Below are 26,540 nucleotides of genomic sequence, written 5' to 3'. Positions count from 1 at the left end.
CTTTAATTTAAGGAGATTTACGCTCTTTGGTCAAGTAAAAAATCGAAACAAATATGTGTTCCGAGAATGCGGGGCAGGTTCAACGAATGAGTAAACTTGGGGCGTTTCGCCCCTGTGTACTGCAAGATCACTTCAAACGTTTCTTGTCTAATAGATATCTTTGCCTTGAATTTTGCAGCAACATCCCCGCTTGCCTTTAACCCGAGACCGCGTCCCGGTTCGCATTGGGTAATCTGCCCGCGTTCGAAAATTTCTCTGACGAGATGAGCATCGGCAGCATCGCCAGCTTCGGCGATTTTGTTTGCGACGTCCGGATACCTTGTCTGCAGAATAGGCCTGAGCGTTTCGACGATCCCCTTGCCACTGTCGGAAATGACCGTCTGAATGTGCGGCGCTTTCGTCGCTTTATAGCATTGCAGTGCGGCGAATCCAGGGAGCGGCGATTCTGCATGATCACGTACGTTATCGAACAATTCTGCGAGGACGGTAAATGCTGGCTGAGAATATTCTTCGCCCGCATGATTCACGAAACTATGTTTCAACTGCACGGGAATCGATTCATCCGGCGCGATCGGGTCGATCGCACCAAATTCCATGAGCGTGTCGGCGTTTCCACGAAAGATCTCCGCACCAGACACCGTTGGACGCGCGGGAATCACCGTGACAGCTGGTGCAAGATGATCAAAGAACCCAATACGGTTGAAGTAGCTACGCGTGGAACCGCTGTCGGAAAAATCCAAAACGACTCGCTTGCCCTTCCAGGCCAATTGATTGCATAGGGCCATCAGACGAGCCGCTGCCTCAAGTAGGACTTTGCAACCTTCTGGAAGCACAAAAACCACAGATGAACAATCATCGTCGAGCGGCGATCCGCAGCGCGCAAGCGAATGTTCAAATGATGCGCTGGTTATCCAAGTATTCTTTGCAAATTCCACACGGAATTGGTTCGCCAAGGACCAGAAAAATTCGTTATCTTGAACAAAAAGGTCGCTGTGACTGTGGAGGAACGCATTCACTTCTTTTTTGTCAGCGTTGAGCCGATGAGCGATTTCGCGTCCCTTGAGCCAAGGCGTTTCTTGAAGGATTTTTACGATATTGTCTTTCATTCGCCATCCACTGAATGTCGCTTCTATCTAATGAAGACGCGACGGCCATGTCCAATGGTGTTTTCAGCGTCGCCATAACTTCACATTATGGCAGCATTTATTGCTCCTCCGCCAACATCGTTTATGCGAAAAATGGCACCGTACACGGTTATGGCGTCAGATATTCAAGTTGGTATCGCTTTCACGTTGCGTCATCAAGCCCAGATAGGCCTGACTGATAGACGTCCGGTTATGACCCAATTGCTGGGACACGCTGCGTAACACGCGCTCCAGCAGGTCTGGATCACGCAGTGGATCACCGCCACGAATTGGACATGCCACCTTGGCCAGCTCAAAATACTTGTCGCCAGCGAACGTATGCCGCAAGCCGTGTCCGGTGATGCCCAGTTCCTTCTTCGTGATGCCGGCCTGGCTCAGCACGTTCTTGTAGCGGTCCAGCGATTGCAGCAGCGTCCTGCCGGGATGGCCAAGATACGACGCGGGATACGGCGCAAAGCGCCTGGCGCGTTCGATCACGTCGCGCTGCGCATCGGATACCAGCGGGATCAGGCGCAGGCGCCCGCCCTTGGTGCCGCGCTCGACCGACAGGCAGGTGATGTACTGCTCGGCAATTGGACTGTCAATCGGCACCAGCCCGGCCGGCACCACCGCCAGGTGCGGCTGGAACATCACCGCTTCCTTGCGGCGCAGGCCGAACCGCCACACCAGCTCCAGCATGATGGCCACGCGCTCGTCGATGCGCGCGACACGCGCGAGCAGTTGCGGGATATCGATGTCGTGCGCGGCCCAACCCTTGTCCTCCTGCGCCACATAGGTACGTTCAAACAGGGCAGGATCAATCCCGTAGCGCTCGGGCGGCAGGATCAGGCCGGGTTTGTTGATCCACCCGGCAAACGTGCGCAGCGTGCTGGCCAGGAATTGCAGATACGCCGCGCTATGGGATTTGGGCAGCATCGGCACGCCGCGCCGGCGGCAAAGATCGGCAATCCGGGGATCGCAGGTCAGGTACCAGAACAGATATTTGACGTGCGTGCCGTCGAGGTTCGGCGGATCCGGCTGAAAACCGAGATCGCGCAACAGACTGAACAGCATGAACACCGTACTCGCGCGCGCGTCGCGGGTGCGGTGCGATACCTCCTTGTGACGCTTCGCGTGGCGGTGGTTGTGTTCGTTGAGGATTGCCTGCAGCCGCGTCTTCCAGTCAGGATTGTGGCTCATGGCCGTCCTCCTTTCGATGCGTTGCCAAGCTGCTGTTTCTCGATCTCATGAATGCGCGCCAGCGCCGCCGACTTGAGCAGCCGCAGCAGCGCCAGCATGGCGCGGGGCAGGAACGCGCGCTCGAGCCACTGCACCAGCACGGCCGGATCGGCATCCTCGGCGCAGTACGGCCACAGGGTGCACAGGTCGTGCGGCAGCGCGCGCTCCAGCTCTTCGTAGTGCATATCCGCGCTGAACGACGGATCGGTGCCGTGGAGCCTCAAGGGGGCGCGCATGACTTGACTGATGCCGTAGCGCACCGGCTTCGACGCTTGGCCGATGATGTCATGCACCGGGGCCGCAAGGCGTCCGGCTTGCGCAAGCTCCTGCCAGACGGCGGTGGGCACGAACCGCCATACGGGCGGGCCGGCCTTGCCGTCATCATCGACATACCAGCGCGGCATCGCCGGGATCACCCAGCCCCAGTCGAAGTGATAGCCGAGCGCATCCTCGAATTCATTTTGCAGGGTGACGTGCACCGTGCCGGACTGGCTCCAGCAGGTCCCGATGACGTCGGCGCACGTCATGTTATGCAGCGACAACAGCGCCGCCAGCTCGGGCGGCATGCCGCACGCGGCAAGCGGCTGGCCGGCCAGCGTGGCGGGCAGATGAAGGGCGGCGATCATATGGCACCCCCATTTTCTGCAGCCTCGGCAAGTCCCAGTTCGCGCCGGTAATACACCAGCTCGCCCAGATGCTCCTGATAGGCCTCCAGCACGAGCGGCAGGTCATGCGGCACGAACTGGTCGGCGATCCAGGCGCGTGCCGCTTGCGCATCGGCTTCGCACAGCGTCGTCAGCGTGGCCAGTTCGACGCACGTGAGGCACTGCACATAGACGGATGCCGGAACGGGGACATTGATGCATTCGGTGCCATCGCCCCGGGCACGGCGCAAGACGTGGTAGAGGTGCCAGCCGCAAGCCTGCAGGCGCGGCAACAGGTTGCGCCACGCGAGCGTCGGAACGATGGTCCAGGCAACGCCGGTGTAGCGCTCGGTGTCGGGATCCGGCAGCCGACTGGTCCGTTCGAGCAGCTGGCCCCAGGAAAACGCATAGCCGTCCGGGGTGCCGTAGTCAGCCCACAACGTGCGGGTCAGTTCGCGCGGACGAGGCAATGGGCGCGGGGCGCCGGAGCCCAGTTCGCCCAGGGCGGTCGCATCGGTGGATGAAACAAGAGGTAGCAACATTGCTCGGTTCCTTTCCAGTAATAATGGCCGTCGCAAGCCGGCGGCACGCAGTCAATCGGTCCTTCCTGTCACGCACGGCAGCCGCGGACCGCAATGGCTGCCGTGCACGGGCGCCGGCCCGGTAGCCGCTGAAGCGTGGATGGAAGTGGTCTTCAAAATGTGCTTGTGGGCACGCCATCGGATTTCGCCGATGTGCGTGTCCCCGCCACGGAGGCGGGCACAGCCGGCACCAAGGCACCGCTGCGACACCCGGGCGCGTGCCCGGGTCAAACAACTCATGGTTTTCATATGGTCTCCTTTCCGAAAGCATCCATCGGCCCCATGAGCGGGCCGCCGATCGGGCGAGTGCTGGAAACGGCGCGCGCCGCCTCGAGGACGACGTCACGCCGAACACGCAGGGCAGATGCCATGCGTAGGCGCACTCCAAAGAAACAGGCAAGAGAGAAAATGGCGCATCGAATGCGTTGATGCGCCAGCACAGGGATATGGATCGTCGATCACGCCATATCCGATGCCGCTCACGGGACACGCATCAGCGCGCGTACGAGGGCTACTTATCAGGCTAAAGCGCAGACGCGCTCTGGCCGTCGGCACGACACAAGTCAATCCGTGTCTATCTGAAGGCGTCCAATGACAGCAGGCCGGATTGCTCACGGGCGTCACGCTTGCTCCGCCCGTGAAGACGCTACGTTGGCGACGCGACAAACCTTCGCCGGGGAGGGCGAAAACGCGCCGAACTTCTATGGGAACATCATGGGCGGCTGATCCCAGCGCGCCGGGTAATGCCAGGTTCGGGTAACGACCGAAACGCCCGAGTTCGACTCGGGGCCTCCGCGATGGAGGGTGCGCTCGCGATGAGCGCGAAGTGCATGATCAGTGTGTGAAAAAGACGCGCACCTGTCAAGGCGGCGACTTGATGCGCCATGCAAAATAGCTCCGGATGACGGCCTAATTGGTGGCCGACGTGTTGTCTAACAATTCCTGGTCGGCCGCCACGCCGCGCCGGCACTTGACCCGCGACGAAGGCTGTCCTCTGGTTCTGCGCTACACGGTCTGGCGAAGAAAAATGGCGTGTGCGTCGTTCCTCAGTGGTTACGCAGAAGTTGCCAGGTGCGAGTTTGTGAAGGACGCGTGCCGGGATGTTCGTCGGTAGCTCTCCAGCATGACCCTGGAGGTTCTACAGCAGCTTTCCAGTCATACCCGAGGCGTCATTGGGCAAACGGAAAGCGCAGTTGGACTGTCTGCTCCGTCCCGAGACGTCGCTGGCCAGTGCGCTTCGCGGCAATTGCGTTGCTGATGCCGAAATCCCACTCTGAACTCCTTGATTTCAGCTGGATCAAGCCGTTCGGTCGGAATAGCGTCAGCGCATATAGTCTGTTCCTCGGGCTACCGGGAACATCCATTGGCGCGCATGCGAGTGGAGGGCAATTGAAGATGGCAAACAGCACGGCAATTGAATGCGATCCGGACGAATTCAACGCCCGGATGCTGGCGAAGATTGCAAAGTCGCGCCTGACCCGGTATGAAGGCAGTCATATTCCGTTCGACGTCGTATTGCGCAGCCCCGAGATCAAGCGCGTGTTCGCGCGCAGCTTCAACAGCTTTCAGGCGAACATGTTCATCATGCTGGCGCAGGCGCGTCAGCAGTTTCCGAAGGAAGTGGTCGACAGCGTCGAGCAGGACATCCGGAAACGCATCGACCAGTGCATGGATCAGGCGAAGCGGGAAATCGCGGCAGCAAAGAAGCTGTGCGAGGACAACGGCGTCGTGCGATCGGTCGAATATGCGGACGAGCCGATCGTGGTCAGCGCACACGTGATCTCAAGCGACGAACTGCGTTATCTGAAGCTCGTGCTGAAGATCGATCAACTGATGGTGATGCTGGAAACGCTGGCGGCCGTCAATCTCATCAGCGGCAATACGGCCGACCGGCGCAAGAAGCATTTCAAGCGTGCCGTTCTGCAGATTGCCGGTACGGTGCTGGCATGGGAGACGGAGCGCAAAGCGGTACGTACCGCGCGGGATTACGCCAGGTGGCCGAGCAGTTTGCGGCGACGCAGTCGCGACACGTCAGATGACAGTCAGCGAGGCCTTTTGGCGGACGGCTCGATCTTGTCAGCGACGGGGGCGCGACAACTGGATGGACTTACCACCCCGGAGGCCGGCTTGCCGCGCATTTCTCGCCAGAGTCTCGGGGAGCTGGTGTCCCCTCCGCCAAATGCGGTAAAGCCAGCCCGTGAAAACACCCGCCGAATGGCATCCGTTGTCAACCCTGTTGGCACGAGCTGGTCCCGAGAGGCGAGAGCCGTAGCACAGGGAAGGCCAGATCCCCGTGCAGAGACGAAGAAATGACAGGCACGTTCAGCGTGCGATTGTCATACGGGCGTCCTCTGTTCGCGTATCGGAACAGGCATCACGGATGCCTCGCACAGTATCGCGTTCGGCGCTATGTGTATTTTTCAGGCCAACGCAGCTGACGATCGGCATTGTTGTGCCGCATTCATGCATTTGAACTGGCGTTCGCGTTCCGAGACAGTCGCCGCCTGTGCCATCTGTTTCCAATTCTGAGAAACGGCCCGCAGACGCGTTGCGCCGTGCATCCTGGTGTCTTGAGGAACGTTCTATACGGCAGAAACGCATCCCTTTTTGAAAGGCGTTGGCGTGCGGTTACAAGCGCTTTGCGGCAAGCGACGTGCGCCCTTGATATCGCAATTCATTCATTTAATTTAATTTGAAATCGAAAGGAGAAAAACATGGAAACTGAATCGGCGTCACGGCAGGAAATCCGCTTCATGCGATTGCCGGAGGTACTGGCACTGAGCGGGAAGTCCAGAAGCAGTATCTATGCGGCGATCAAGAAGGGGGAGTTCCCGGCGCCGGTGAAATTGTCGACTCGCTCGTCTGCATGGATACGCAGCGAGATCGCGGCGTGGGCGGAGTCGCGCGTGAAGGCGAGCCGTGTCGAAAAAAGATGAAGTCGTGAAATGCGCGCACATCCTGCCTATCCATACAGGATGCGCGCGCACGGTTATCACCGCTACCCAAGCGGGTCGCCGACTCGTCATTCGACGCCAATGAATGCGCCAGAATGCCCAACGCGGTGATCATTTGGGACGGCTTGTCGATATTGTAGTGGTCAAGTAATTTCAGACACCAAGATAGGTGGTGTTGTTGCCCTTGTCCGCTCGTAGGCGACGGGCGACAGATAACCCAAAGTTGAGTGCAATCGGACACCGTTGTAGAAGCTGACGATGTACTCGGTGATGTCGCGTTGGGCCTCGCCGTGATTCGCATAGTCGCGCTGCCAAACGCGCTCCATTTTCAAATTCAAAAAGAAGCGTTCCATCACGGCGTTGTCCCAACAATTGCCCTTGCGGCTCATGCTGCAGCGGATGCCGTGCCGACCGAGCAAGGCCTGATATTCCAGACTGGCATATTGGCTGCCACGATCTGAATGCAGCAGCAATCCGGGCGGCGGCTTGCGCTGCTGCAGGGCCATGCGTAGAGCGGCAGCGACCAACTCGGTTGGCATGGTCGGTGCCATGGCCCAGCCGATGATCTTGCGTGAGAACAGATCCATGACTGCCGCCAGATAGAGCCAGCCCTGCCGGGTTCGCACATAGGTAATATCCGAAGTCCAGGCTTGATTCGGCGCCGCCACATCGAACTGACGATCCAGCAGATTTTCCGCTACCGGCAAGTCGTGCTTGCTGTCAGTGGTGTGGACGAACTTGCGCTTCCACACCGGGCGCAACGCTGCTTCACTCATCAAGCGCCGCACCCGATAACGACCAAGCGTGCGTCCCTGCGCCTGTAAGGCGCTTACCAGCCGCCGGCTGCCATCGGCTTGCCCGCTGGCCGCAAAGACCGCTTTGAGCTCAACCGTCGCCACGACATCAGTCTGGCGTGGCCCACGCTGCCGATGCTGATAGTAACCAGCGCGGCTGACTTCCAATATCCGGCATGCGTGCGTCACAGGGATGGCCTTCTGTTGCAATTGCTGAATGAGCCGGTAAGTCATTTCAGTTCGCGGGCAAAGAAGGCCGAAGCCTTTTTTAAAATATCGTTATCCATGCGCAGCTGCCGATTCTCGGCTTCCAGCTGCCGGATTCGTTGCTGCTCGGCCGTCAGCGGCTTGCCTATGCCCGATTGCCCGTTCAATTCCGTTTCGTATTGCCTGATCCAGCGCCGGACCGCTGTCTCTCCCAGATCCATCGTGCGACACACATCGCACACGCTCACCCCTTGATCCTTCACCATCCGCACCACTTCCAGTTTGAAACTGGTGTCGAATTCCCTGCGTTTCTTGCGATTCTTCGTCATCAAAAACTCCTCATAAGTGAAATGATCCACTTATCGAGGTGTCTGCGCAAATTAGACCACTACAGAGCGCACCTTCCAATATTCGATAATCTCTGCGTCGATCTGCTTTGCGTCAGGAATATAGACTTCATTTCCGTTCTGATCCGTCCCAGATGACGTCGGTCCGAAATATGAGTCCCAAGGACCTCGATCTGCGGGCGTAGTTGGGTGGAAGCGGTGGGCGATGATCTCGGCAATGCAGCCGCGCCGCTCTTCATCGGTCAGATTGGCGGTGTTTGACGCTAGTGCATCAAGTTCGGAGGAAAAGGAATGGCCATCCAACCACGAACGTGGCGCGGCTTCAATCTCCGACAACCGATTGCTTAGGGCTGGTAGAAGCAAAATGCTCATTTTTATCAACTATAGAGCTGTATGGGTGTACAGTATCTTAAAAATGAGCAAAAAGGCTCATTTCCCTGGGTAAAACTGCAACAAAACGGGTTTCTCCTCTAGCTGACCATCGGTCAAGCTGGTAGACTTCACCAGTTGAAACGCTTACTAACTGGCAGAAGTCTCCAGTCTATGACAATAATTCGATTCCCTGCCGATATCGAGCCCGTATTCTCTGGGCACGAAACTTTTCCGCTGCGGCAACTTTGGTTGCGCAAGGCATTCTCCCAAATTGAACCATATCCGGAGTACGCCCCGAAGGGTGTGTTCGCCGACGACGAGGCTATCCAACGTTTCGGCGTCGGTAAAAACATGGTGTCGTCGATCAAACATTGGGCACTCGCATGCGATGTGATTCGCAAGGCGGGCAAGGATGGCTTTACCCGCGGAGAGATCGGCGACCTTCTCTTTGGCGTGCGCGGTTGCGACCCGTATCTCGAACGTGAGGCGACCATATGGCTTGTTCATTGGATGCTTGCCGGCAGGGCGGCACGTTCGGCCACTTGGTATGTCGTTTTTAACTATTTGCAGGGTCAGTCCTTCCGCTCGGCCGACGTAGTGGCATTAATAGACGAGTATGCGGAGGCGAATAAAGCGGTCCGTTCGAATACGACGCTCGCCCGAGATGTCGAGGTATGCCTCCGCAGCTACACCTCCGTTGCGTTGAAAAACGCGACAGAGGATAGCGCGGAGCCGTTACTTTCCGACCTGGGTCTGCTCTCCATGAGTGCGAAAGACACCTATCATTTTCATCGTGGGCCGCAATATTCCCTTCCAGACGAGGTGTTTGCGTTCGCACTCCTCGATTTTTGGAGCCGCTGGGAGGCCGCGGCGAAAAACACGCAATCGACACTATCGTTCAATTCGATTGCCCATGACTACGGTTCACCTGGGCGGGTCTTCAAACTGGACGAAGATTCCGTAGGCGATCGACTGTCGCGAATTTTCGATGTTACCCGCGCCTATCTGGAGTGGACTGATTCAGCTGGCATTCGCCAAGTCAGCCGCGTCGGCAAGGAGCCGATGAAAGAAAAGATGAAAGAAATATTGCGGAGGGCTTATGGTCGATAAGCTTTCAGATCACATTGACGTCAATCGGCAGTTTTTGCGGTCGATTCGATTGGACGCCGATTTCGGGCGTGTCGATGCAATGCAGGGATACATTTTGCAGCCCTCGGCACAAACCGTCCTGGAAACGACCGCGAATCATTTGGTCAATACGCAGCAGAGGGCTTTTACTTGGACCGGTCCGTACGGCGGAGGTAAATCTTCGTTGGCGCTTGCCTTAGCCTCTATTGCAGGCGGAGACGCACCGGTTCGGAAGGCGGCACGCTCGGCGCTCGCCATCGGCGCCGGCGACGGCATACAAAAGTTTTTTGGCGGCAGAAAGCCTTGGGCAGTGTTGCCCGTCGTCGGCAAGCGTACCTCGATCATTGATGAAATTGGTTCTGCCATTGATTCTCGCCTTCGTGGCACACGCGGGCGTAAGCCCCAAACGGATGGGCGGCGTGACGTAGTGGCCGAATTGGTACGCGCGGCCGAAACACGCGATGACGTAGGCGGCGTCCTTTTAATTGTCGACGAGCTGGGCAAATTCCTGGAATACGCTGCTCAAACTGGCGAAGATATCGGCTTCTATCAAGAGCTTGCGGAGGCGGCGAGCCGTTGCAAAGGCAACTTGGTCGTCATCGGCATCCTCCATCAGTCGTTTGAGCAATATGCCTCACGCCTTGGCCAAGCAACGCAGCAAGAGTGGGCAAAGGTGCAAGGACGGTACGTCGATATCCCACTGGTGGCGGGCTCCGACGAGATGGTGTCCCTCATTGGGCGCGCATTGCAAGTCAACTTGGATCATCAGCGCACGTCGTCCAAAGTTGCCGAGCGTGTGGCAAAGGTCATTCGCAAACGCCGACCAAGCGCTGCTTCGGATATCAAGGATCTGCTCGACGCCTGTTGGCCTCTGCATCCCGTCACTGCGGCAATGCTCGGCCCGGCCTCCAAAAAACGCTTCGGGCAAAACGAGCGTAGCGTTTTTAGCTTCTTGGCGTCTGCGGAGCCCCTAGGCTTCACCGAAGTGATTCGCGGTCTTGACGCAAGTCCGGCGAGCTACTATTGGCCGCATCAATTCTGGGACTATCTGCGGGCCAATTTTGAGCCTGCGATTGCGGCCTCACCCGACGGCCATCGCTGGGCAATCTGCGCTGAGGCCATTGAACGTGCAGAGGCAAGGTTCTCGTGCCTGCATGTCGAGCTGGTAAAAACGGTCGGGCTGATCGAGATTCTGCGCAATGGTTCAGGGTTGGCTGCCGAGAAAGATCTTCTCGTGGCTTGCGTCAACTCGTCCGACCAAAAGTCGATCGAACAGGCTTTCAACGAACTCACATCTGCATCGATTCTCATCTACCGCAAGCATCTGGAGGCGTATGGCGTCTACGCGGGCAGCGATTTTGACATTGAGGCGGCGGTTCGTGACGCCAAAACACAACTAGGCGCGATAGACCTGTCGAGGATGAGCGACCTGGTCGATCTTGGGCCTGTTACGGCTCGCCGTCACTATTGGAATACCGGCGCCATGCGGTGGTTCTCGCGGAATATTATCCACGAGACACAGGTCGAATCCTACCTAACTAAATTCGCCCCAAGACGAAGCCAGTGCGGAGAATTCCTTCTCGTACTGGCACAACGCGACCTGCATGTAGACGCAGACGCACGTCTAAAAATGACCAAGAAATTGGCAAAGATCGCACAAGGTCGAGGACTGCTAGTAGGCGCCCCGACGAACGCTGATCGAATCGAGGATTTAGTCGGCGAACTTGCGGCTCTGGAATATGTTCGGAAGAATAGTCAGCAACTCGACGGCGATGATATCGCGATGCGCGAGATTGCCTCTAGGACCCAAGCCACACGTTCCATGCTGTCGGACGAACTGCGCGAGGCGTTTCATAGCGCGACTTGGTCCTACGCACACGATGGACACGTTAGGACGCACACTAGTGCCGAAGGGCTTTCCCACTTGGCCTCGGAGATAGCGGACGACATTTTTACCAACTCGCCTATTGTCCATAGTGAGTTGATCAACCGCGATGAACTCTCCAGCAATGCCGCAAAAGCGCAACGCGAGCTGCTGCATGCGATGCTCAATAATGTGAGCCAGGAAAATTTGGGCTACTCCTCATTCTCTGCGGATGCTGGCCTGTACCACACTGTTGTTCGTGCATTGGGCCTGCATCGGGAGAAAAAAGGCGCCTGGCGATTTACGGAGCCAGGTGGGAACGTGAGAAGCGCTTCCATGGCGCCCGTTTGGGAGGCGGCACGAGAATTGTTCGCAAACTCAGAAGACATCGTAAGCCTTTCCGATCTCTACAAAGTCTGGCAAGCTCCCCCGCTGGGAGTAAAGGCGGGTCTGCTTCCGATCTTCGCCCTGGCGTACTTCTTGGTGAATCGCAATCACCTCGCTTTATACATTGAGCGCATGTTCACGCCAGAGGTAACAGACGCTCACATTGACGAGTGGCTGCAAGATCCAAAGCGTATCGGCTGGCGTTTTGTCCGTATTGAGGCGAGCGAAAAGAAAATGCTGGAGGCACTATCCGCGGCGCTAAGCGCTCGGTTGGGTTCGCCGGTAGCCCCTGATGCGCTTGATTCAGCGCGTGCTTTGGTGGCACTCGTCTTTGCGCTGCCTTCATGGGCACGCCGAACTACCCTCTTGTCAAAGGAGGCTCAGGAGGTGCGCCGCGTGCTGCTTACTGCTTCTGACCCGCATAAGGTGTTATTTGCAGATCTGCCGCTCATCCTGGAAACACGTAACCCAAATCAGCTCGCTCAACGGATCGCAGAAGTTACGGGAGAGCTGAGTGAGGTCTTTGATCTGCGCCTTAGGGCCGTCGAAAAACGAATGTTCGAGGCCCTAGACCACCAGGGCAGCGCAAAGTCGCTCAACGCGCGCGGAAACACGGTGAATGGGGTCGGTGCTGATTTCAAGTTGGAAGCGTTTGCGACGCGGTTGTCGGAATACAAGGGCTCCTTAGTGGACATCGAAGGGTTGCTGATGTTGGCCCTCGGGAAACCAAGTCGCGATTGGAATGACCACGACATCGACGCCGGAGAGGTGCAGCTATTGACGTGGGCAATGGAGTTCCGCCGCCTGGAGTCACTTGCGCAGATCCGCGGCCGGCCAGCGACTCGTCGTGCTATTGGCGTCGTATTTGGATCCAAAAAAACGGTGACTGGTACGTTTGACGTATCTGAAAGCGACAGCATTGCGGTCGATGCGCTCGTCAAGGAGTTGCTGGCAAAAATGGCGAACGGCAAACTGAAACGCGAGGTATTTCTCGCGGCGATCGCTGAAGTGGGTGCAACGGTGTTTGAGAAGTTGGGTGCTAAACAAGGAGCGAGCCATGAATGAGCGTCACGTACTTGGCATATCAGGCGGCAAGGACAGCGCTGCGCTCGCAATTTTCATGCGACAGAAATATCCGCATCTGGATATAAGCTACTTTTTTACCGACACGGGCAAGGAGCTTCCTGAGGTATATGATTTCCTGGCGAAGTTAGAGGGCTTTCTAGGCAAGCAAATTGAACGCCTCAATCCGCACCGCGATTTCGACTTCTGGCTTCGCGAGTATGGACACTTTCTGCCAAATCCTCAGACTCGGTGGTGTACAAGGCAGCTGAAGCTCCTACCATTCAAAAATTGGGTGCGCCCATGGCTTGAAAGTGGTGACAAGGTGTACAGCTATGTTGCCATCCGTGCGGATGAAGAGCATCGAGAAGGACTGATCTCGCAGCACGATAATCTGATCGTGCAACTGCCGTTCCGCGAACATGGAGTGGACAAGATGGGCGTCTATGATTTGCTTGATGCTTCCGGCGTCGGCATGCCCAAGTATTACGACTGGCGGTCCCGTAGCGGCTGCACGTTCTGTTTTTTCCAGCAAAAGATCGAATGGGTGCGTCTCAAGAAAGAACACCCGGATAAGTTTGAGGAAGCAAAGGCCTACGAAAAAAGCGCTTTGGAGCACGGCTCGCCATTCACCTGGACCCAACGCGAGTCGCTTGAAGAATTGGAGCAGCCTGAGCGAGTCGCCGCAATTGAGGCAGATTTCAATATTCGTAAGCAGCGGGAGTACGCTCGGATTAGAATAAATCCCCTGCGCCCTCAGAAATCCGAATTGATGGACATCGACGAGTTATATCTTGAGGAGGAAGGTGGCGGCGCCTGTTTAATCTGTCACAAATAGCCCAGGGTTAAATAACAATGACCAACAAGCTCCGTCAGGTACTTAGTCGTATAGATGTCCTCGCCCTAACCAAATGGCTTGGCCCTGATACCAGTGAGCTAGTACGGCTTTTGGACAAAAGTCTTGAATCGCCAGCGAAGCTAACCGAATTATTGCTAGGGCTGCGCACGGAGGCGGGTCTCCTGGACGACCCACAGATTCGCGCCGATCTGCTGCACAGCCTGCGCCAACAAGAAGCCGTCGAGTTGGTTGCAGCTATCGGCGCTGGCGGCGCCGACGAAAGTCCCTATGTAACTCTCACTCAAGCAAACTTCAAGCAGAAAAAGGTCCGTGACGCCACCTTTGCCTTTTTCGAGGTTGAGGTCCCTCCCGTTCCCATAGTCGAGCCGGTTCCTGCAGTCGTTGAGTGCAATGCTGTCTACCCCCTGTTTTCGCATCAAATCGACGTCCAGGCGCGAACTGAGCGCGCCTTAGCCAGCGAAATCGGTCGAGCGCTGCTGCATATGCCTACAGGCGCGGGGAAAACACGGACGGCAATGAACCTGGTCGCAAACTACCTGCGGGACGGAAATCAGCGTGTGGCAGTGTGGTTGGCCCATTCTGAGGAACTCTGTGACCAAGCCGTAAAAGAGTTTAGCAAGGCGTGGCAATCCCTAGGCAATAGGAAAATTAATATCTACAGGTTCTGGGGTCCGCACGAATGTGACGTTCGCCAGGTCACCGATGGAATCGTGGTTGCTGGACTACCAAAGCTCTACGCTCGCACGAAGGCGGACGTTTCAGTGATCACATCACTCGCGACCAGAAGACCGTTCGTCGTGATGGACGAAGCGCACCAAGCAATCGCGCAAACGTATCGTTTCTTACTTGATGTGCTGGTTCAGGGCAATCGCGGAAGTCGGCTTTTGGGGCTGTCTGCAACGCCGGGGCGCACTTGGAATGACGTAAATGCCGACCAGGATTTGGCGGACTTCTTCGGCCGGCAAAAGGTTACATTGAAAATCGATGGCTATGCCAATCCAGTACAGTATCTGATCGATCAGCAGTACCTCGCGCGGGCCACCTATCGGCAATTAGAATGTCGGTCCGGAGTTCAGCTTACCGAAAAAGAAAAGAAGCAACTTGCGGAGACGCTGGAGCTCCCAGAAACCTACCTGGACCGCATAGGCGCACACACTCAGCGGTCACTTCAGGTCATCGCCGAAATTGAGCGCTTGTGCGGCAATCACAACCGCATTATTGTTTTTGCGGCGTCTGTCACCCAGAGTGACATCCTTGCGACCGTGTTAGCCGCTCGCGGCTGCAGGGCATATAGCGTCACCACCAATACTTCGAAGGAAGCACGGGCCAGAATTATTGAGTCCTACCAGACGCCGGATGAGCAGCCTTTTGTGCTTTGCAACTACGGTATACTCACCACAGGCTTCGACGCACCAAAAACAAGTGCCGCAGTGATCGCACGTCCCACATTGTCCCTCGTGCTTTATAGCCAGATGGTTGGTCGAGCGATTCGTGGATTGCGCGCTGGCGGCAATGCCGAAGCTGAAATTGTTACCGTCGTCGATCCAGGGCTACCTGGATTTAATAGCGTCGAAAGCGCATTTTCAAATTGGGAGGACGTGTGGCGAACGGAATGAGTGCAGATATTGTGCCGGTTCACTTGGCTGTAAAGGCCATGCGTGACAACGGATATAAAAACGCTGCTCACGCGCTGGCGGAGCTAATGGACAACGCGATCCAGGCGGGCGCTACTAGGGTTGAACTGCTTTGCGGTGAGCAGCAGGTATTCGTAGGAACTCAGCGTCGAACCAGGATTTCTGAAATCGCGGTGCTCGATAACGGCAAAGGCATGGATGCTGAAGTGCTCCAAATGGCTCTGCAATTTGGTAACGGCACTCATCTCAAGCAAAGCGAGCAAATGGGAATGGGGAAATTTGGAATGGGCCTCCCAGCCTCTTCAATTTCCCAATGCCGCCGTGTCGACGTTTGGAGTTGGACGGATGGTCCCGACAACGCGCTCCATACCTACTTGGACCTCGGAGACATAGAAGCCGGCACTTTGAAGACCGTTCCGGATCCTGCAAAGAAGCCAATCCCGGATGTGTGGCGTAAAGTGGGAAAGAACTTCGGCAAAACTGGCACCTTGGTACTGTGGTCGCAAATTGATCGCTGCCTTTGGAAGACCGCGAAGACCCTGATGGACAATTCAGAGTTGCTTATCGGGCGGATGTATCGAAAGTTTTTGCATGAGAACAAAGCAAGTATTCGCTTGGTCGGATTTGACTATGACCGTCCCCAATCTGCAAATTTCATCGAGCGCTCCGCTTTGCCCAATGATCCGGGCTATCTCATGGCGCCGAGCTCTACGCCGGCACCATATAACGACACCCCTATGTTCAACCCCTGGGGCGGTGAGGATCTGTTTGAGACGACGGAAACAATTCGCTTCCGCGGCGCGGACCACGTTGTAAAGGTACGTTTCTCCTTGGCCAAAGAGGAAGCTCGTAAGACGCAACAAGCCGGCGCGCTCCCGTATGGCAAGCACGCACGGCAAAACGTTGGCGTTTCAATTGTGCGCGCCGATCGCGAGCTGGATCTGGACCAGTCTTTTGTCATTCAATATGACCCACGCGAACGCTGGTGGGGCGTAGAGGTGCAATTCCCGCCTGCCCTGGATGAGTTGTTCGGCGTTACAAACAACAAACAGCAAGCACGGAATTTTTCCGAAATCGCGCAAATGGATGTTGCTTCGCTCACCGACGGCGGCAAAAAGACGCTCGCACAAGTAAGGGAAGAGCTGGACTCGGATGACGATCCAAGGGCTCCGCTTTTGTCCTTGGCAACGCTCATAGACAGTCGACTGAGCCATTTGCGCCGCACGATCGAGGCGCAGACCAAAAATACTCGCGGCGGCAAGAAGCGCTATATACCGGCCGATCCTGACAGTCCTGAACAGGAAGCGACGGAAAAAACGAAAGAACGTCAAACCGAGGGACATCGTGGCCAAAGCGACGCCGGCGAGAAACTGCCTCCACAACAGAAGCAGACGGAGATCGAAAGCACCCTTGTGAATCAAGGGGTGCCCGAACAGCTCGCGCACGAACTGGCCGCCAATACGGTCAAGGATTCGCTGAAGTACGTCTTCGTCGAGGCGGCGATCGATTCGCCGGCATTCTTTTCAGTGCAACCCAAAGGCGGCGCGCTCATTATCACCCTCAATACTACACATCCAGCATACCCGCGACTGGTGGATGTCCTTGAAAACGGAATTGAGGAGGAATCGGCAGATATCTCGCCTGAAGAGGTTGCTGCCCGGCTAAATCGAGCGCTGGACGGTTTAAAGCTGCTGCTCATGGCCTGGGCTCGTTATGAAGACGAGCAGACCGACGGGCCGCTACGACAAAGAGCTCAAGATGCTCGCCTCGACTGGGGCCGCATTGCAAGGCGATTCTTGCAAGAGGATTAAATGTGATTCATTGGGAGAGCGTTGGGCACCAGCTTGAGCACTTTGCTGAGCAAGCTAGCGAACAGATTGTGCTCGTCGCTCCCTTCATTAAACTCGGTGCCCTGAAGAAAGTTCTCGAAAAGGCCGGTGCCGCTCCACTAGTTTGCTATACGCGTTGGCGGGCGGAGGAGATCCTGGCCGGCGTTAGCGACCTTACGATTTGGCCCGCGCTGCGCAGCCGCCCAGACACGTCCTTGCGCCTCATTAATCCGCTTCACGCCAAATATTTTCGGTTCGATGGCCAAGTCTTCGTGGGCTCCAGCAACATTACCGCTGCAGCGCTAGGATACGCACCGAACGCCAATTTGGAACTTGGCGTATTCCTTGAGCGGACACCACAGACCGACCTGTTTGAAAAGGTGCTCTTAGACGCAAGCGTTGCGGTCACTGACGAAATGCATGCTGCCATGGAGCGGGCGGTTGCGGCGGCGGCCGCCACTTGGTCCAAGCCCCTCGCGCCGCCCGAACCGGCGGCGTCACCAACCTCGTCACCGGACGCAGGAATTCTCCCGCCAACGCCTAGTCGCAGTTGGGCAGAATGGTTACCTTCGTGCCGGACCCCTGAGCTAATCTTTCAAGTCTATCTTGGCAATCGAGCGGACCTGAGTGGGGAGGCGTTCCTTGCCGCCGTAGATGATCTTGGGTGCCTCGATTTGCCGAGCGGCCTTACCTCATCCAGCTTCTCCGCTCACGTCGGTACCGCGCTTATGTCGTCGCCTATGGTGTCGCACGTGGCGCACTTTGCGCTGACGGCCCGCCGATTTGGTGAAATGCGAGCTTTTTTAAAGCAGATTAGTGGCACAGACAGTTCCACCAACGACTGGCAGACGCTGATGAGATGGCTGCTATATTTTCAACCGGACCGCTTCGAGATGAACACAGCCAACTACTCCGAAATCTTTAGGGCGAAGTGGTAACACAGTTTGCGGACATTAGTCGCTCACATGCTGATTTTTATCGACACGGAATTTACCGCTGCGAAAGGAATTGCAGCAAGCGGGTATGCCGGCGCGACAGGAGTGCGGCCTTCACTGGACTAGATCATTGATCCCAGGACGAATATGAGCGATACGGCGAGCGACTTTGATCCCCCATTCTTCGAAGAGTTGAGCAAATTGGTAAGCCAATTTGGCCTCATCTTGAATGTTCGAGATAGGGAGCTGTTGACCGTAACGGACCCCTATGGGGCTGACTTCTTTTTGAACTTGGAGCGCGACAGTTCAAATTTCATTCTTGCTTTCTTTACGTTCCGTACTTCCTCCTGGACCTACAACGGAGAACGTACTGATTTGCACGACTGTTTGTCGATGCTGTTTTCAGTCACATGCGCTGTGCAGGATATGTCTGTCACGCTGTGGGATATTAAACACCCGTTTTCCGGGATTGATGAAGAGCTGTACGGTCGCCATGCGATCGTAACGCAACCCAATTTGTCCATTATTTCACAGGACGACGCGGGCTTGGCAAAGCTCGGCGCCACTCTTTCATTGTATCGAAACTTTCTCTGCTTCTTGATGTGGTACTTTTCCGAGTCCTCTAAAAATTCTGAGTACGCATGGGATCGCCCACATGTTCATGCACTCAGGGATGTGGTGGCTGCGTCGGTCGAATTGGAAGCCGACGACGTAGTAGCCGTGGAGCGATGCAAGCCTGATTGGACATACGTTCAGATCTACAAAAGTGGAATTACTGCGCTAAAGTCACCGTTAATTCGTAAAATCCTCGGTTCAACACTACCCAAAACTGTCGCCGGACGGAGCGAACTCGCGGATGACCATAGTGTTTATTTCAAGACGAAAAATCTACGGCATTACTATGCGGGTTCGGAAATCAAGCAGGCACTTTTACTACTAAAAGCTTTAAGCGATGAGGACACCCAGGTCTTGGCTACTGAGTCGCATATGATCTTTCTCTCGGGAGACTGGCTGGTGTCGCAACGTGGTGATTTTGGTTTGAGTCGATTTAACGATGAGCGGGACAAGTTCTCCGTTGCTGTGCGACGAAAGATCGATTTTCTTTACGAGAATGCGCCTTTAAATTGGAATGCGGAGGGCGACGCCGCCCGCTTTGAAGATCTTTGTAGAGAACTGCTGGGCAGGGAGCCGGATGTCCAACGGGTGCGCAAAGTCTCGCCCACGATGCAGCCCGATCAAGGTAGGGATCTAATTGCAGAAATTGTGACTTATAGCCCTACCGATATACCGGTATATGAAGGTGATCAGCCGCTTCAGATCACGAAGTTTGTCGTGCAATGCAAGTTTTCGCAAAAGACATTGGGGATTCCAAATGGAGCGGGTCCCTTTGAAGTGCTCTACCTTGGGGGCTATGAGGGGTATTTCCTCATTACGAACGCATCCATTTCGTCCGGCCTCACGTCTCTACTGGAAAAAATTCGCTCGGACCAAAAATTTACGGCGGACTGGTGGACGCGGGACGAGATCGAGGAGCGTTTAAAGAAAAATCCCGACCTACTCGAAAAATACACTGACCTGGTGTCGTACGCGCCGCTAAATGACAAACCGAAACGAAAGCGGCGACAATCTAAGAATAGTGGCTGACCGCTATTTCCCTTTTAAAAAGCGACTGCCCACTGTGCGCACCGGCAGCGTCAGGCCGTATTCGTGCTCGATCAGCGCGCTCACCGCCGGCCGACTCCATAACGCGAACGGCAAACCCAACTGGTCTGGCATCCGGTCATGGATCAGGTTCTGGATCGCCTGTTGCTGCTCCTCATCGAGCAGGCAGCCTTCGCCCTTGTGCGGGCCGCGATGCGTTTGCACGGCCACCGCTTCCCAGCCGCCGCGATGATATGCTCGGACTGCCGCAATGACGACTCCCTTGGACAATTCCGACAACGCGCATACCTGATCGAGTTTCATTCCGCTCAAGCGCAAGATCACTGCGCGCCGCCGTTCGTTGAGCGCCGCTACCGGCAGTAGCCTGCTGTCGCTTCGTTCCATCGCCGTCCTCGCTACATGCATCATCGATCTTATTTGATGCACTCGCTCGGCGCGAAATCCCGACAACGCTGACCAATCAATTCAGATTTATTTAGTATTCAAACCGGCAATGCCTTCTGGAAAATTAGGCTCGGCAAACCTATGCCGGATCAATAAGGAACGCGACTGGCGGCTTTGGGGCGTTGCCTGCCCGATGGAAGATTGTTTGATTTTGCCGTTTTCGCGTCACTGCGGCGCGCCAAAATGGCAAGGCTGTACGATTTCGTGTCACTGGCGGCTTCGGAGCAGCACGCGAATCCAATGGCAGCTATGGAGCAAATCCGCGAAAGGCTGGAATTGGCCGGTTGCTGCCTACTGGCAAGTCTTCGCGAATGTCCGCTGGTAAACATAGCAGTCGTTCGACCAGCAACCTGGACAGGCTGCTTTCTGCCATCAATTAAGTCTTAATGTTTGGCGTCCGCGGGTAGCTGCCTGATCGCTTGCAACGGCATCCAGGTAGTCTGCATATTCCTGCATCATTTTCTTACGCTCCTCCTTGAACTCGGCGCGATCGTAGGCTTCGCCGTAGGTGTCGCCGGACTGGTGCGACAGCTGCCGGTCCACCACTTCATGCCGGTAGCCGAGCCGCTCCTTGATCACGCCCATCGCCAATGAACGGAAGCCGTGTCCGGTCATCCTGCCGCTGTATCCCATGCGCTTTAGCGCCGCCAATATTCCCCAATTGCTGGCCGGGCGCTCATGGTCATTCCGGTTCGGGAAAAGATATTTGCCGCCACCCGTAAACGTGTGCAGTTCCCGCAGCAGCGCCCAGCCCTGGCGCGGCAGGAACACATGATGGTCGACCTTGCGCGGGTTGATCTTGCGCTTCCCCATCTTCATGCGCTGCCAGGGGATCACCCATTCTTCATGGTCAAGATCGATTTCGCTCCACGGCGTTTCTGTCAGTTCGCTGGTGCGCACAAACACCAGCAGCATCAGGCGCGTGAGTATCCGCGTCGGGGGCGACATGTGGACTTCGTTCTTTGCCAGGATGCGGAGGAATTCCGGCAGCTCATCCGGCGTGATCGCCGCGTGATGCCCTCTCGGCGTCGGCCTCAAAGCGCCGCGCAGGCTGGGCACCGGGTCGTATTCAGCCACGCCCGTGGCGACGGCATAGCGGAAGATTTGCCCGCATACCTGCGCCTGCCGTTTGGCCATCTCCACTGCGCCGCGCCGTTCGATTTGCCTGAGCATGTCGAGAATGACGGGGGCCTTGAGGTCCTTGATGGGGTACTTGCCGATCAACGGGAACACATCTTTTTCCAGTCGGTACAGGACGTTGGTGGCTGTCCGGGGCTGCCACGAGTCGACCTTGTGCTGGTGCCATTCGCGGGCGATGGCCTCGAACGTGTTGGCGGACTCGATCGCCTTTTGCCGCTTTTCGATGCGCCGGGCTTGCGCCGGGTCGATGCCGGCATTGATCTTGGCGCGCGCGGCCGCGCGTGCTTTCCTGGCGTCGGCCAGGGAAATTTCCGGGTACTTGCCAAACGCGAGCAATCGCTGGACGCCGCCGAAACGATAACCCATGCGCCAATATTTCGAGCCGTCCGGGTTGACCAGCAAATACAAGCCGCCGCCATCGGCCAGCTTGTAGGGTTTGTCTTTGCGCTTGGCGGTGCGTGGCTGGATGTCGGTGAGTGGCGTGGCGAGTTTTGGCAAGGTTTATTCTCCTTGGGTCTCGTCGCCAGTTGCGATCAAGAAAGCGCGTAGTGCGGCGACTTGCTGCGCGGTCAATGCCATGTGATGGGATCTGTTTTCGATGACCAGGCCGCCCTGGGCATTCATGGAGAGATGGAATTTGCGCGTGGTTGGCGTGGCGGCCTGCGCTTGCCGGCGCTGTTGCCGTTTCCATTCGACCGGGTCGATGCCATCGCTGATGAGCCGGTTTGCATTGATGCACTGCTGCCGCGCGTCCGCCAGCGACATGTCGGGATAATCGCCAAACGCAACCGTACTTTCCCTGCCGCGCAGATGAAAACTCATTCGCCAGCGCTTTTTTCCCGTCGGTTCAACCAACAGGTAGAGGCCGTGACCGTCGCCTACCCTGTATCGGCGCTCCCTTGGCACAAGCGCACCGATCTGTTCTTCAGTCAGGGGCATGGCGAGTTTCGGCATTTTGCTGGTATCTCATGTGAATGAGCCTGCGCGTATTAGCAAAAGTACCAACACAAGATTGGGATGTCAACGGATGCCAAGAGTCATCAAAAAACAAAAAACCCGCATCAGCACGGGGCTAGAAGCGGGTTTTGGGATGTTCCAGGACTTCCTGGGACATGGTATTGGTGGTGATAGGTGGACTTGAACCACCGACCCCAGCATTATGAGTGCTGTGCTCTAACCAACTGAGCTATATCACCAGAATAGCCATAAATTATGAGGCGATTCATTACGGCTGTCAAGATATGTGAATGCAAATTATCCGGGCGGCAATCGTCAGCGTCCGGCAAGTGCCTTTATCACAAGCTCTCGGACCATTGTGGCTGCGTCGGGCTGGATGCAGTCGACCACTGTGCGATCAGGCATGGATCGCAACCAGGTTAATTGGCGCTTTGCCAACTGGCGTGTCGCCGCAATTCCTTTATCGCGCAATACGTCAAAATCGATATCCCCATCTAAATATTCCCAAGCCTGTCGATAGCCGACGCAACGTATCGAGGGCAGTCCCGGATGCAAATCGCCGCGCGCGCGTAATCGTTCGACTTCTTGCAGTAGTCCGCCGTTTTCACGGTCAAGCATCGCATCGAAACGTGTCGCGATCCGCGCATGTAGCACACTGCGGACGGATGGTTCAAGCGAAATTGGCAACAAATCGAATGGCAAATCGCTCTTGGCAGCGCGCGCAAGCAAGGAAGACATCGGCTGACCGGTGAGCGCAAAAATTTCCAGCGCGCGCTGGATGCGCTGGGAGTCATTTGGTTTCAGCCGGGCTGCGGTTTGCGGATCGAGGGTAGCCAGCCGCGCATGCATTGCCGGTATCCCGATTTTGGCCGCTTCTTCGTCCAATTGCGCCCGCAGCGCGGGATCTGCCTGCGGCAATGCGTCGAGGCCATCACGCAATGCCTTGAAGTACAACATGGTGCCGCCGACCAGCAATGGAAGCTTGCCGCGGCTGGCGATATCCACGGTTAGACGAATCGCATCTTCGCGAAATTGCATGACGGAGTACGACTCGGCCGGATCCAGAATATCGATCAAGTGGTGTGGGGCGACTGCACGTTCCGCCAGTGTTGGTTTGGCGGTTCCGATATCCATGCCGCGATAGACCAGCGCCGAGTCTACCGAAATGATTTCCACCGGAAGTCGATGCGCAATTTCCAGCGCAGCGGCTGTCTTGCCGGATGCGGTCGGCCCCATGAGCGCCACGGCCAGGGGTTTTGCAAGCGTATTCATGACTCCGCCTTCGACAGGGCTGCGGGAATACTGCGCACCGAAGCAAATATCAGCAAGCCCAGCGTGCATGAAATGATGGCGAGCGGATACAGCGTGCCATTGTGGGTGGCGCCGACCACGGTACCGACGGTGAAGGCGATGCTCATATACAGTGCCCCCATCAGCCCGGCGGCAGTACCTGCCTGCTGCGGAAACGGCGATACGGCGCCGGATTGCGCAATCGGAAAGTTGATGCCGTGCGCGAGCATGGTCAAAAACATTGCCGCCAGCATCAGCGACCAATGCGCAATGCCGGCCGCAACCGCAGCCATAAAACCGCAACCTGCAACAAGCGAGGTCAGGCTGCCGATGCGAAAAGTGCGTGCGCTGCCTATCGTCGGTAGCAGTCGTCGGCAGATGATGGTGCCGCTCATGTAACCCGACACACCGAATGCGAAACAATATCCGAACCATGAAGTCGGTACATCCAGCACGCGGATCAGCACAAACGACGATCCGGAAATGAAGGAAAAGATCGCACCGTATGACAGGGCGCCGGGCAAGGCATGCGCCCAGAATTCGCGCGAACCCAGCACCAGCCGATAGTTTTCCAGCAAGCCGGACAGTTCAGTCGCGCGGGCGTTCCTGTGCAGGTTTGTTTCCGGCATGCGCTTGAGGCTCACTGCCAATACGCAGGCGGAAAACAGGCCAAGCGCGGCAAAGGCGGCGCGCCAGCCGAATGCAACCTGCAGATACGAGCCGACGATAGGACCAACGATGGGGGCGAGCGATAGCCAGGTACTCGCGCTGGCCACGACCCGGACACTATGCTCGGGCGCATAGGCATCGCGTACGATGGCACGCGCGATGATGACCGCCGCGCAGCAGCCCAGCGCTTGCAGAAAGCGCGCAACGATCAGCATCGTGATCGATGGCGCCAGTGCGCAAAAAATACTTGCTGCGACATAGAGGACGAGTCCGCAGAGCAAGACAGGACGACGCCCGAAGCGATCCGAAAGCGGACCGATGATCAATTGAGCGCCGCCGAAACCGATCACGAACAGCGAGAGCGTCAATTGGACCGTGGCTGGCGGCACGTTGAAGCTGCTGGCCAGTCCGGGCAGCGAGGCAAGGTACAGGTCGGTCGACAGCGGCTGCAGCATCATGAAAGCGATGATCAGCAACAGCAGCGGAGCATGCGCGAATTGCGCGAGAGGAGGGCCAGGCGTGTTCACGTGCTTACTGGCCACGCAGGAAAAGTTTGTCCAGGTCCGACAAAGCGAGTTGTATCCAGGTAGGCCGGCCATGATTGCACTGGTCGGCACGTTCGGTCGCTTCCATCTGGCGCAGCAGTGCATTCATTTCGGGAAGGGTCAGTGTCCGGTTTGCGCGCACAGCGGTATGGCAGGCCAGGGTGCCCAGCATTTCATTGCGCCGCTCCACGAGGACACGCGATCCGCCGAACTCACGCACATCGCGCAGCACGTCACGCGCCAGCGTTTGTGCATCGGCGTTCTTGAGCAATGCCGGAATCGCGCGCACCGCCAGCGTGGTGGGAGACAGAGCGCTGATGTCGAATCCCAGAGCCTGCAGCGCCGCCTGGTTTTCTTCGACTGTACCCACCTCTATGGGGTCGGCATGGAAGGTCACCGGAATCAGGAGCGGCTGGATCTGCATTGCATCTTCATCCAGAGCATTCTTCAGCTGTTCGTAGAGAATGCGTTCATGGGCGGCATGCATGTCGACCAGCACAAGTCCCTTCCTGTTTTGCGCGAGGACATAGATTCCATGCAACTGTGCCAGTGCAAAACCGAGCGGGAATTCTTCGTCGGGAAGCTTCGTCGCACCTTGGTTTTCCTCGGCACGCCAGGTGCTTACCGGGGATATGGTTCCATCCATCACGGCCATGTTTTCATTCGGCGCTCTGCGTGCCGGATCGTCCGATGATGAGAACAGTGCGCCATATGCTGCGGCTGTCTGCGCAACGCCACCACCGGTCGTCGCAAACGGCATGCTGAACGCAGTCTGCTTTTGCTCGCGCACCCAAGGCAATGGGCCCGGTGCGGCCGTCACCGGCGCAGGGGTCGATCCATAGGAGGTGGCCGAGGTCTGTGCCAGTGCGCGACTCACCGCATGGAACACGAATTGGTGCACCGCGCGGCTGTCCCGAAAACGCACTTCGATTTTGGAGGGGTGCACGTTCACGTCAACCAGTGCCGGATCCAGGTCCAGGCCGAGCACGTAACAGGGATAACGGTCGCCATGCAGCACGTCCTGGTACGCGGCGCGCACTGCATGCGTGAGCAGCTTGTCGCGCACGAAGCGACCGTTGACATAAAAATACTGGCCATCGGCACGCGCTTTGGATGCGGTCGGCAGACCGACGAAGCCATGCAATCGCAAGGGGCCGGCCGCTTCGTCGAGTGCCAGGCGGGCATCGGCAAATTCATTACCGAGAATGTGGGCACTACGTTTTTCGATGCCGCTGATGTTCCAGTGGTCGACGGTTTTGCCATTATGCGTAAGTGAAAAAGCGACATCCGGCCGCGACAGGGCGATGCGCCTGACTACTTCGGCGCAGTGACCGAATTCGGTTTGTTCGGACTTCAGGAACTTACGGCGTGCCGGCGTGTTGTAGTACAGATCCCTGACATCGACCGTGGTGCCTTGCGCGCCTGATGAAGGAATGACCTGATTACCCTGGTTTCCGGAAATTTCCCAGGCATGGTCCGCATCCGGGCCGCGCGAGGTCAGGGTCAGTTGTGCGACTGATGCAATGGATGCAAGGGCTTCGCCGCGAAATCCAAGGGTGCCGACATTTTCCAGATCGGCCAGCGAGGCAATCTTGGAAGTGGCGTGCCGTGCCAGCGCCAGCGGTATTTGTTCCGGTGAAATGCCGCGCCCATTGTCGGTAATCGCGATGCGTTTGACGCCGCCTTCTTCAAGTCGTACCGTGATCTGGGTAGAGCCGGCATCCAGCGCGTTTTCCAATAGCTCTTTGACCACTGCCGAAGGACGATCCACCACTTCGCCGGCAGCGATCTGGGAAATCAGTTGGTCGGACAGGGCCTGTATCGGGCGAGGTAAGCTAGGCGGCGCATTCATGCCGGGATTATACCTTTGCCA

General features: G+C 56.8%; 21 protein-coding genes and 1 tRNA gene. 9 read left to right on the top strand and 13 right to left on the bottom strand.

The window, feature by feature from the left end:
- Nucleotides 1-17: 17 nt before the first annotated feature.
- The 4 genes from D3871_RS13535 to D3871_RS13520 all read right to left on the bottom strand — a co-directional run bounded on the left by D3871_RS13535 (nt 18) and on the right by D3871_RS13520 (nt 3,549).
- Nucleotides 18-1,106: an ATP-binding protein gene (locus D3871_RS13535; protein WP_119769368.1), complete on the bottom strand. Its 1,089-nt coding sequence runs from the start codon at nt 1,104-1,106 to the stop codon at nt 18-20.
- Nucleotides 1,107-1,262: 156 nt separating this feature from the next.
- On the bottom strand, nt 1,263-2,324 hold the full coding sequence (locus tag D3871_RS13530; RefSeq protein WP_119769367.1) for an integrase domain-containing protein: 1,062 nt from the start codon (nt 2,322-2,324) through the stop codon (nt 1,263-1,265).
- Nucleotides 2,321-2,989 carry a hypothetical protein gene (locus D3871_RS13525; protein ID WP_119769366.1) on the bottom strand — a complete coding sequence of 223 codons (669 nt, stop codon included), beginning with the start codon at nt 2,987-2,989 and terminating at the stop codon, nt 2,321-2,323. The genes D3871_RS13530 and D3871_RS13525 overlap by 4 nt, the downstream gene beginning before the upstream one ends.
- Entirely contained in the window at nt 2,986-3,549 is a 564-nt protein-coding gene (locus tag D3871_RS13520) for a hypothetical protein (protein ID WP_119769365.1), read from the bottom strand. Before D3871_RS13520 ends, D3871_RS13525 begins: the two co-directional genes overlap by 4 nt.
- Nucleotides 3,550-4,845: 1,296 nt before the next feature.
- On the opposite strand from D3871_RS13520, the gene D3871_RS13510 reads away from it, so the two are divergent.
- Together D3871_RS13510 and D3871_RS13505 are read left to right on the top strand one after the other, a co-directional pair.
- On the top strand, nt 4,846-5,901 hold the full coding sequence (locus D3871_RS13510) for a hypothetical protein (protein WP_147376812.1): 1,056 nt from the start codon (nt 4,846-4,848) through the stop codon (nt 5,899-5,901).
- A 401-nt stretch (nt 5,902-6,302) separates the two neighbouring features.
- On the top strand, nt 6,303-6,524 hold the full coding sequence (locus D3871_RS13505; RefSeq protein ID WP_119769362.1) for a helix-turn-helix transcriptional regulator: 222 nt from the start codon (nt 6,303-6,305) through the stop codon (nt 6,522-6,524).
- 161 nt (nt 6,525-6,685) lie between these two features.
- On the opposite strand, the gene D3871_RS13500 is transcribed toward D3871_RS13505, so the two are convergent.
- Both D3871_RS13500 and D3871_RS13495 read right to left on the bottom strand, forming a co-directional pair.
- A protein-coding gene (locus D3871_RS13500) for an IS3 family transposase (protein WP_233575603.1) occupies nt 6,686-7,872 on the bottom strand; the annotation gives its coding sequence in 2 pieces (ribosomal slippage) (nt 6,686-7,599 and nt 7,599-7,872; 1,188 coding nt in all).
- A gap of 51 nt (nt 7,873-7,923) precedes the next feature.
- Nucleotides 7,924-8,262 (bottom strand): hypothetical protein, encoded by a 339-nt coding sequence (locus D3871_RS13495; RefSeq protein ID WP_147376811.1) that lies wholly within the window; start codon nt 8,260-8,262, stop codon nt 7,924-7,926.
- Nucleotides 8,263-8,433: 171 nt separating this feature from the next.
- Between D3871_RS13495 and D3871_RS13490 the strand changes: the two genes are divergently transcribed.
- The 7 genes from D3871_RS13490 (at nt 8,434) to D3871_RS13460 (ending at nt 19,604) form a co-directional block, all read left to right on the top strand.
- Nucleotides 8,434-9,372, top strand: coding sequence for a DUF4007 family protein (locus D3871_RS13490; protein WP_119769360.1), 939 nt, complete (start codon nt 8,434-8,436; stop codon nt 9,370-9,372).
- The gene (locus tag D3871_RS13485; protein WP_119769359.1) at nt 9,362-12,706 is read left to right on the top strand and encodes an ATP-binding protein; all 3,345 of its coding nucleotides are present in this window, start codon (nt 9,362-9,364) and stop codon (nt 12,704-12,706) included. Before D3871_RS13490 ends, D3871_RS13485 begins: the two co-directional genes overlap by 11 nt.
- Nucleotides 12,699-13,541 (top strand): phosphoadenosine phosphosulfate reductase domain-containing protein, encoded by an 843-nt coding sequence (locus D3871_RS13480; protein ID WP_119769358.1) that lies wholly within the window; start codon nt 12,699-12,701, stop codon nt 13,539-13,541. The genes D3871_RS13485 and D3871_RS13480 overlap by 8 nt, the downstream gene beginning before the upstream one ends.
- Before the next feature lie 17 nt (nt 13,542-13,558).
- Nucleotides 13,559-15,178, top strand: a complete 1,620-nt coding sequence (locus D3871_RS13475) for a DEAD/DEAH box helicase (protein ID WP_119769357.1) — start codon at nt 13,559-13,561, stop codon at nt 15,176-15,178.
- A complete protein-coding gene (locus D3871_RS13470; RefSeq protein ID WP_199724768.1) occupies nt 15,175-17,007 on the top strand; it encodes an ATP-binding protein in 1,833 nt (610 codons plus the stop codon). Before D3871_RS13475 ends, D3871_RS13470 begins: the two co-directional genes overlap by 4 nt.
- A gap of 2 nt (nt 17,008-17,009) precedes the next feature.
- The gene (locus D3871_RS13465; RefSeq protein ID WP_119769356.1) at nt 17,010-17,963 is read left to right on the top strand and encodes a phospholipase D family protein; all 954 of its coding nucleotides are present in this window, start codon (nt 17,010-17,012) and stop codon (nt 17,961-17,963) included.
- Between the two features lie 144 nt (nt 17,964-18,107).
- Nucleotides 18,108-19,604 (top strand): PDDEXK family nuclease, encoded by a 1,497-nt coding sequence (locus tag D3871_RS13460; RefSeq protein ID WP_119769355.1) that lies wholly within the window; start codon nt 18,108-18,110, stop codon nt 19,602-19,604.
- Nucleotides 19,605-19,607: 3 nt separating this feature from the next.
- Here D3871_RS13460 and D3871_RS13455 read toward each other — a convergent pair whose 3' ends face one another.
- The 7 genes from D3871_RS13455 to mutL form a co-directional block, all read right to left on the bottom strand.
- A complete protein-coding gene (locus D3871_RS13455) occupies nt 19,608-20,006 on the bottom strand; it encodes a helix-turn-helix domain-containing protein (RefSeq protein ID WP_119769354.1) in 399 nt (132 codons plus the stop codon).
- Nucleotides 20,007-20,438: 432 nt separating this feature from the next.
- On the bottom strand, nt 20,439-21,704 hold the full coding sequence (locus tag D3871_RS13450; protein WP_119769353.1) for a tyrosine-type recombinase/integrase: 1,266 nt from the start codon (nt 21,702-21,704) through the stop codon (nt 20,439-20,441).
- A 3-nt stretch (nt 21,705-21,707) separates the two neighbouring features.
- A complete protein-coding gene (locus D3871_RS13445) occupies nt 21,708-22,160 on the bottom strand; it encodes an Arm DNA-binding domain-containing protein (RefSeq protein WP_119769352.1) in 453 nt (150 codons plus the stop codon).
- 165 nt (nt 22,161-22,325) lie between these two features.
- Nucleotides 22,326-22,402, bottom strand: a tRNA-Met gene (locus D3871_RS13440).
- Between the two features lie 76 nt (nt 22,403-22,478).
- Nucleotides 22,479-23,435, bottom strand: coding sequence for a tRNA (adenosine(37)-N6)-dimethylallyltransferase MiaA (gene miaA / locus D3871_RS13435; RefSeq protein WP_119769351.1), 957 nt, complete (start codon nt 23,433-23,435; stop codon nt 22,479-22,481).
- Complete coding sequence (locus D3871_RS13430) at nt 23,432-24,649, bottom strand: multidrug effflux MFS transporter (protein WP_158597933.1); 1,218 nt, start codon at nt 24,647-24,649, stop codon at nt 23,432-23,434. The genes miaA and D3871_RS13430 overlap by 4 nt, the downstream gene beginning before the upstream one ends.
- 4 nt (nt 24,650-24,653) lie before the next feature.
- Nucleotides 24,654-26,519: a DNA mismatch repair endonuclease MutL gene (mutL, locus tag D3871_RS13425; protein ID WP_119769349.1), complete on the bottom strand. Its 1,866-nt coding sequence runs from the start codon at nt 26,517-26,519 to the stop codon at nt 24,654-24,656.
- Between the last annotated feature and the right edge of the window lie 21 nt (nt 26,520-26,540).

Source organism: Noviherbaspirillum saxi (assembly GCF_003591035.1).
In the GTDB taxonomy this organism is placed as follows: Bacteria; Pseudomonadota; Gammaproteobacteria; order Burkholderiales; family Burkholderiaceae_D; genus Noviherbaspirillum; species Noviherbaspirillum saxi.
The sequence above is the reverse complement of the archived record's forward strand: the minus strand, read 5'-3'. Positions and strand labels throughout refer to the sequence as shown.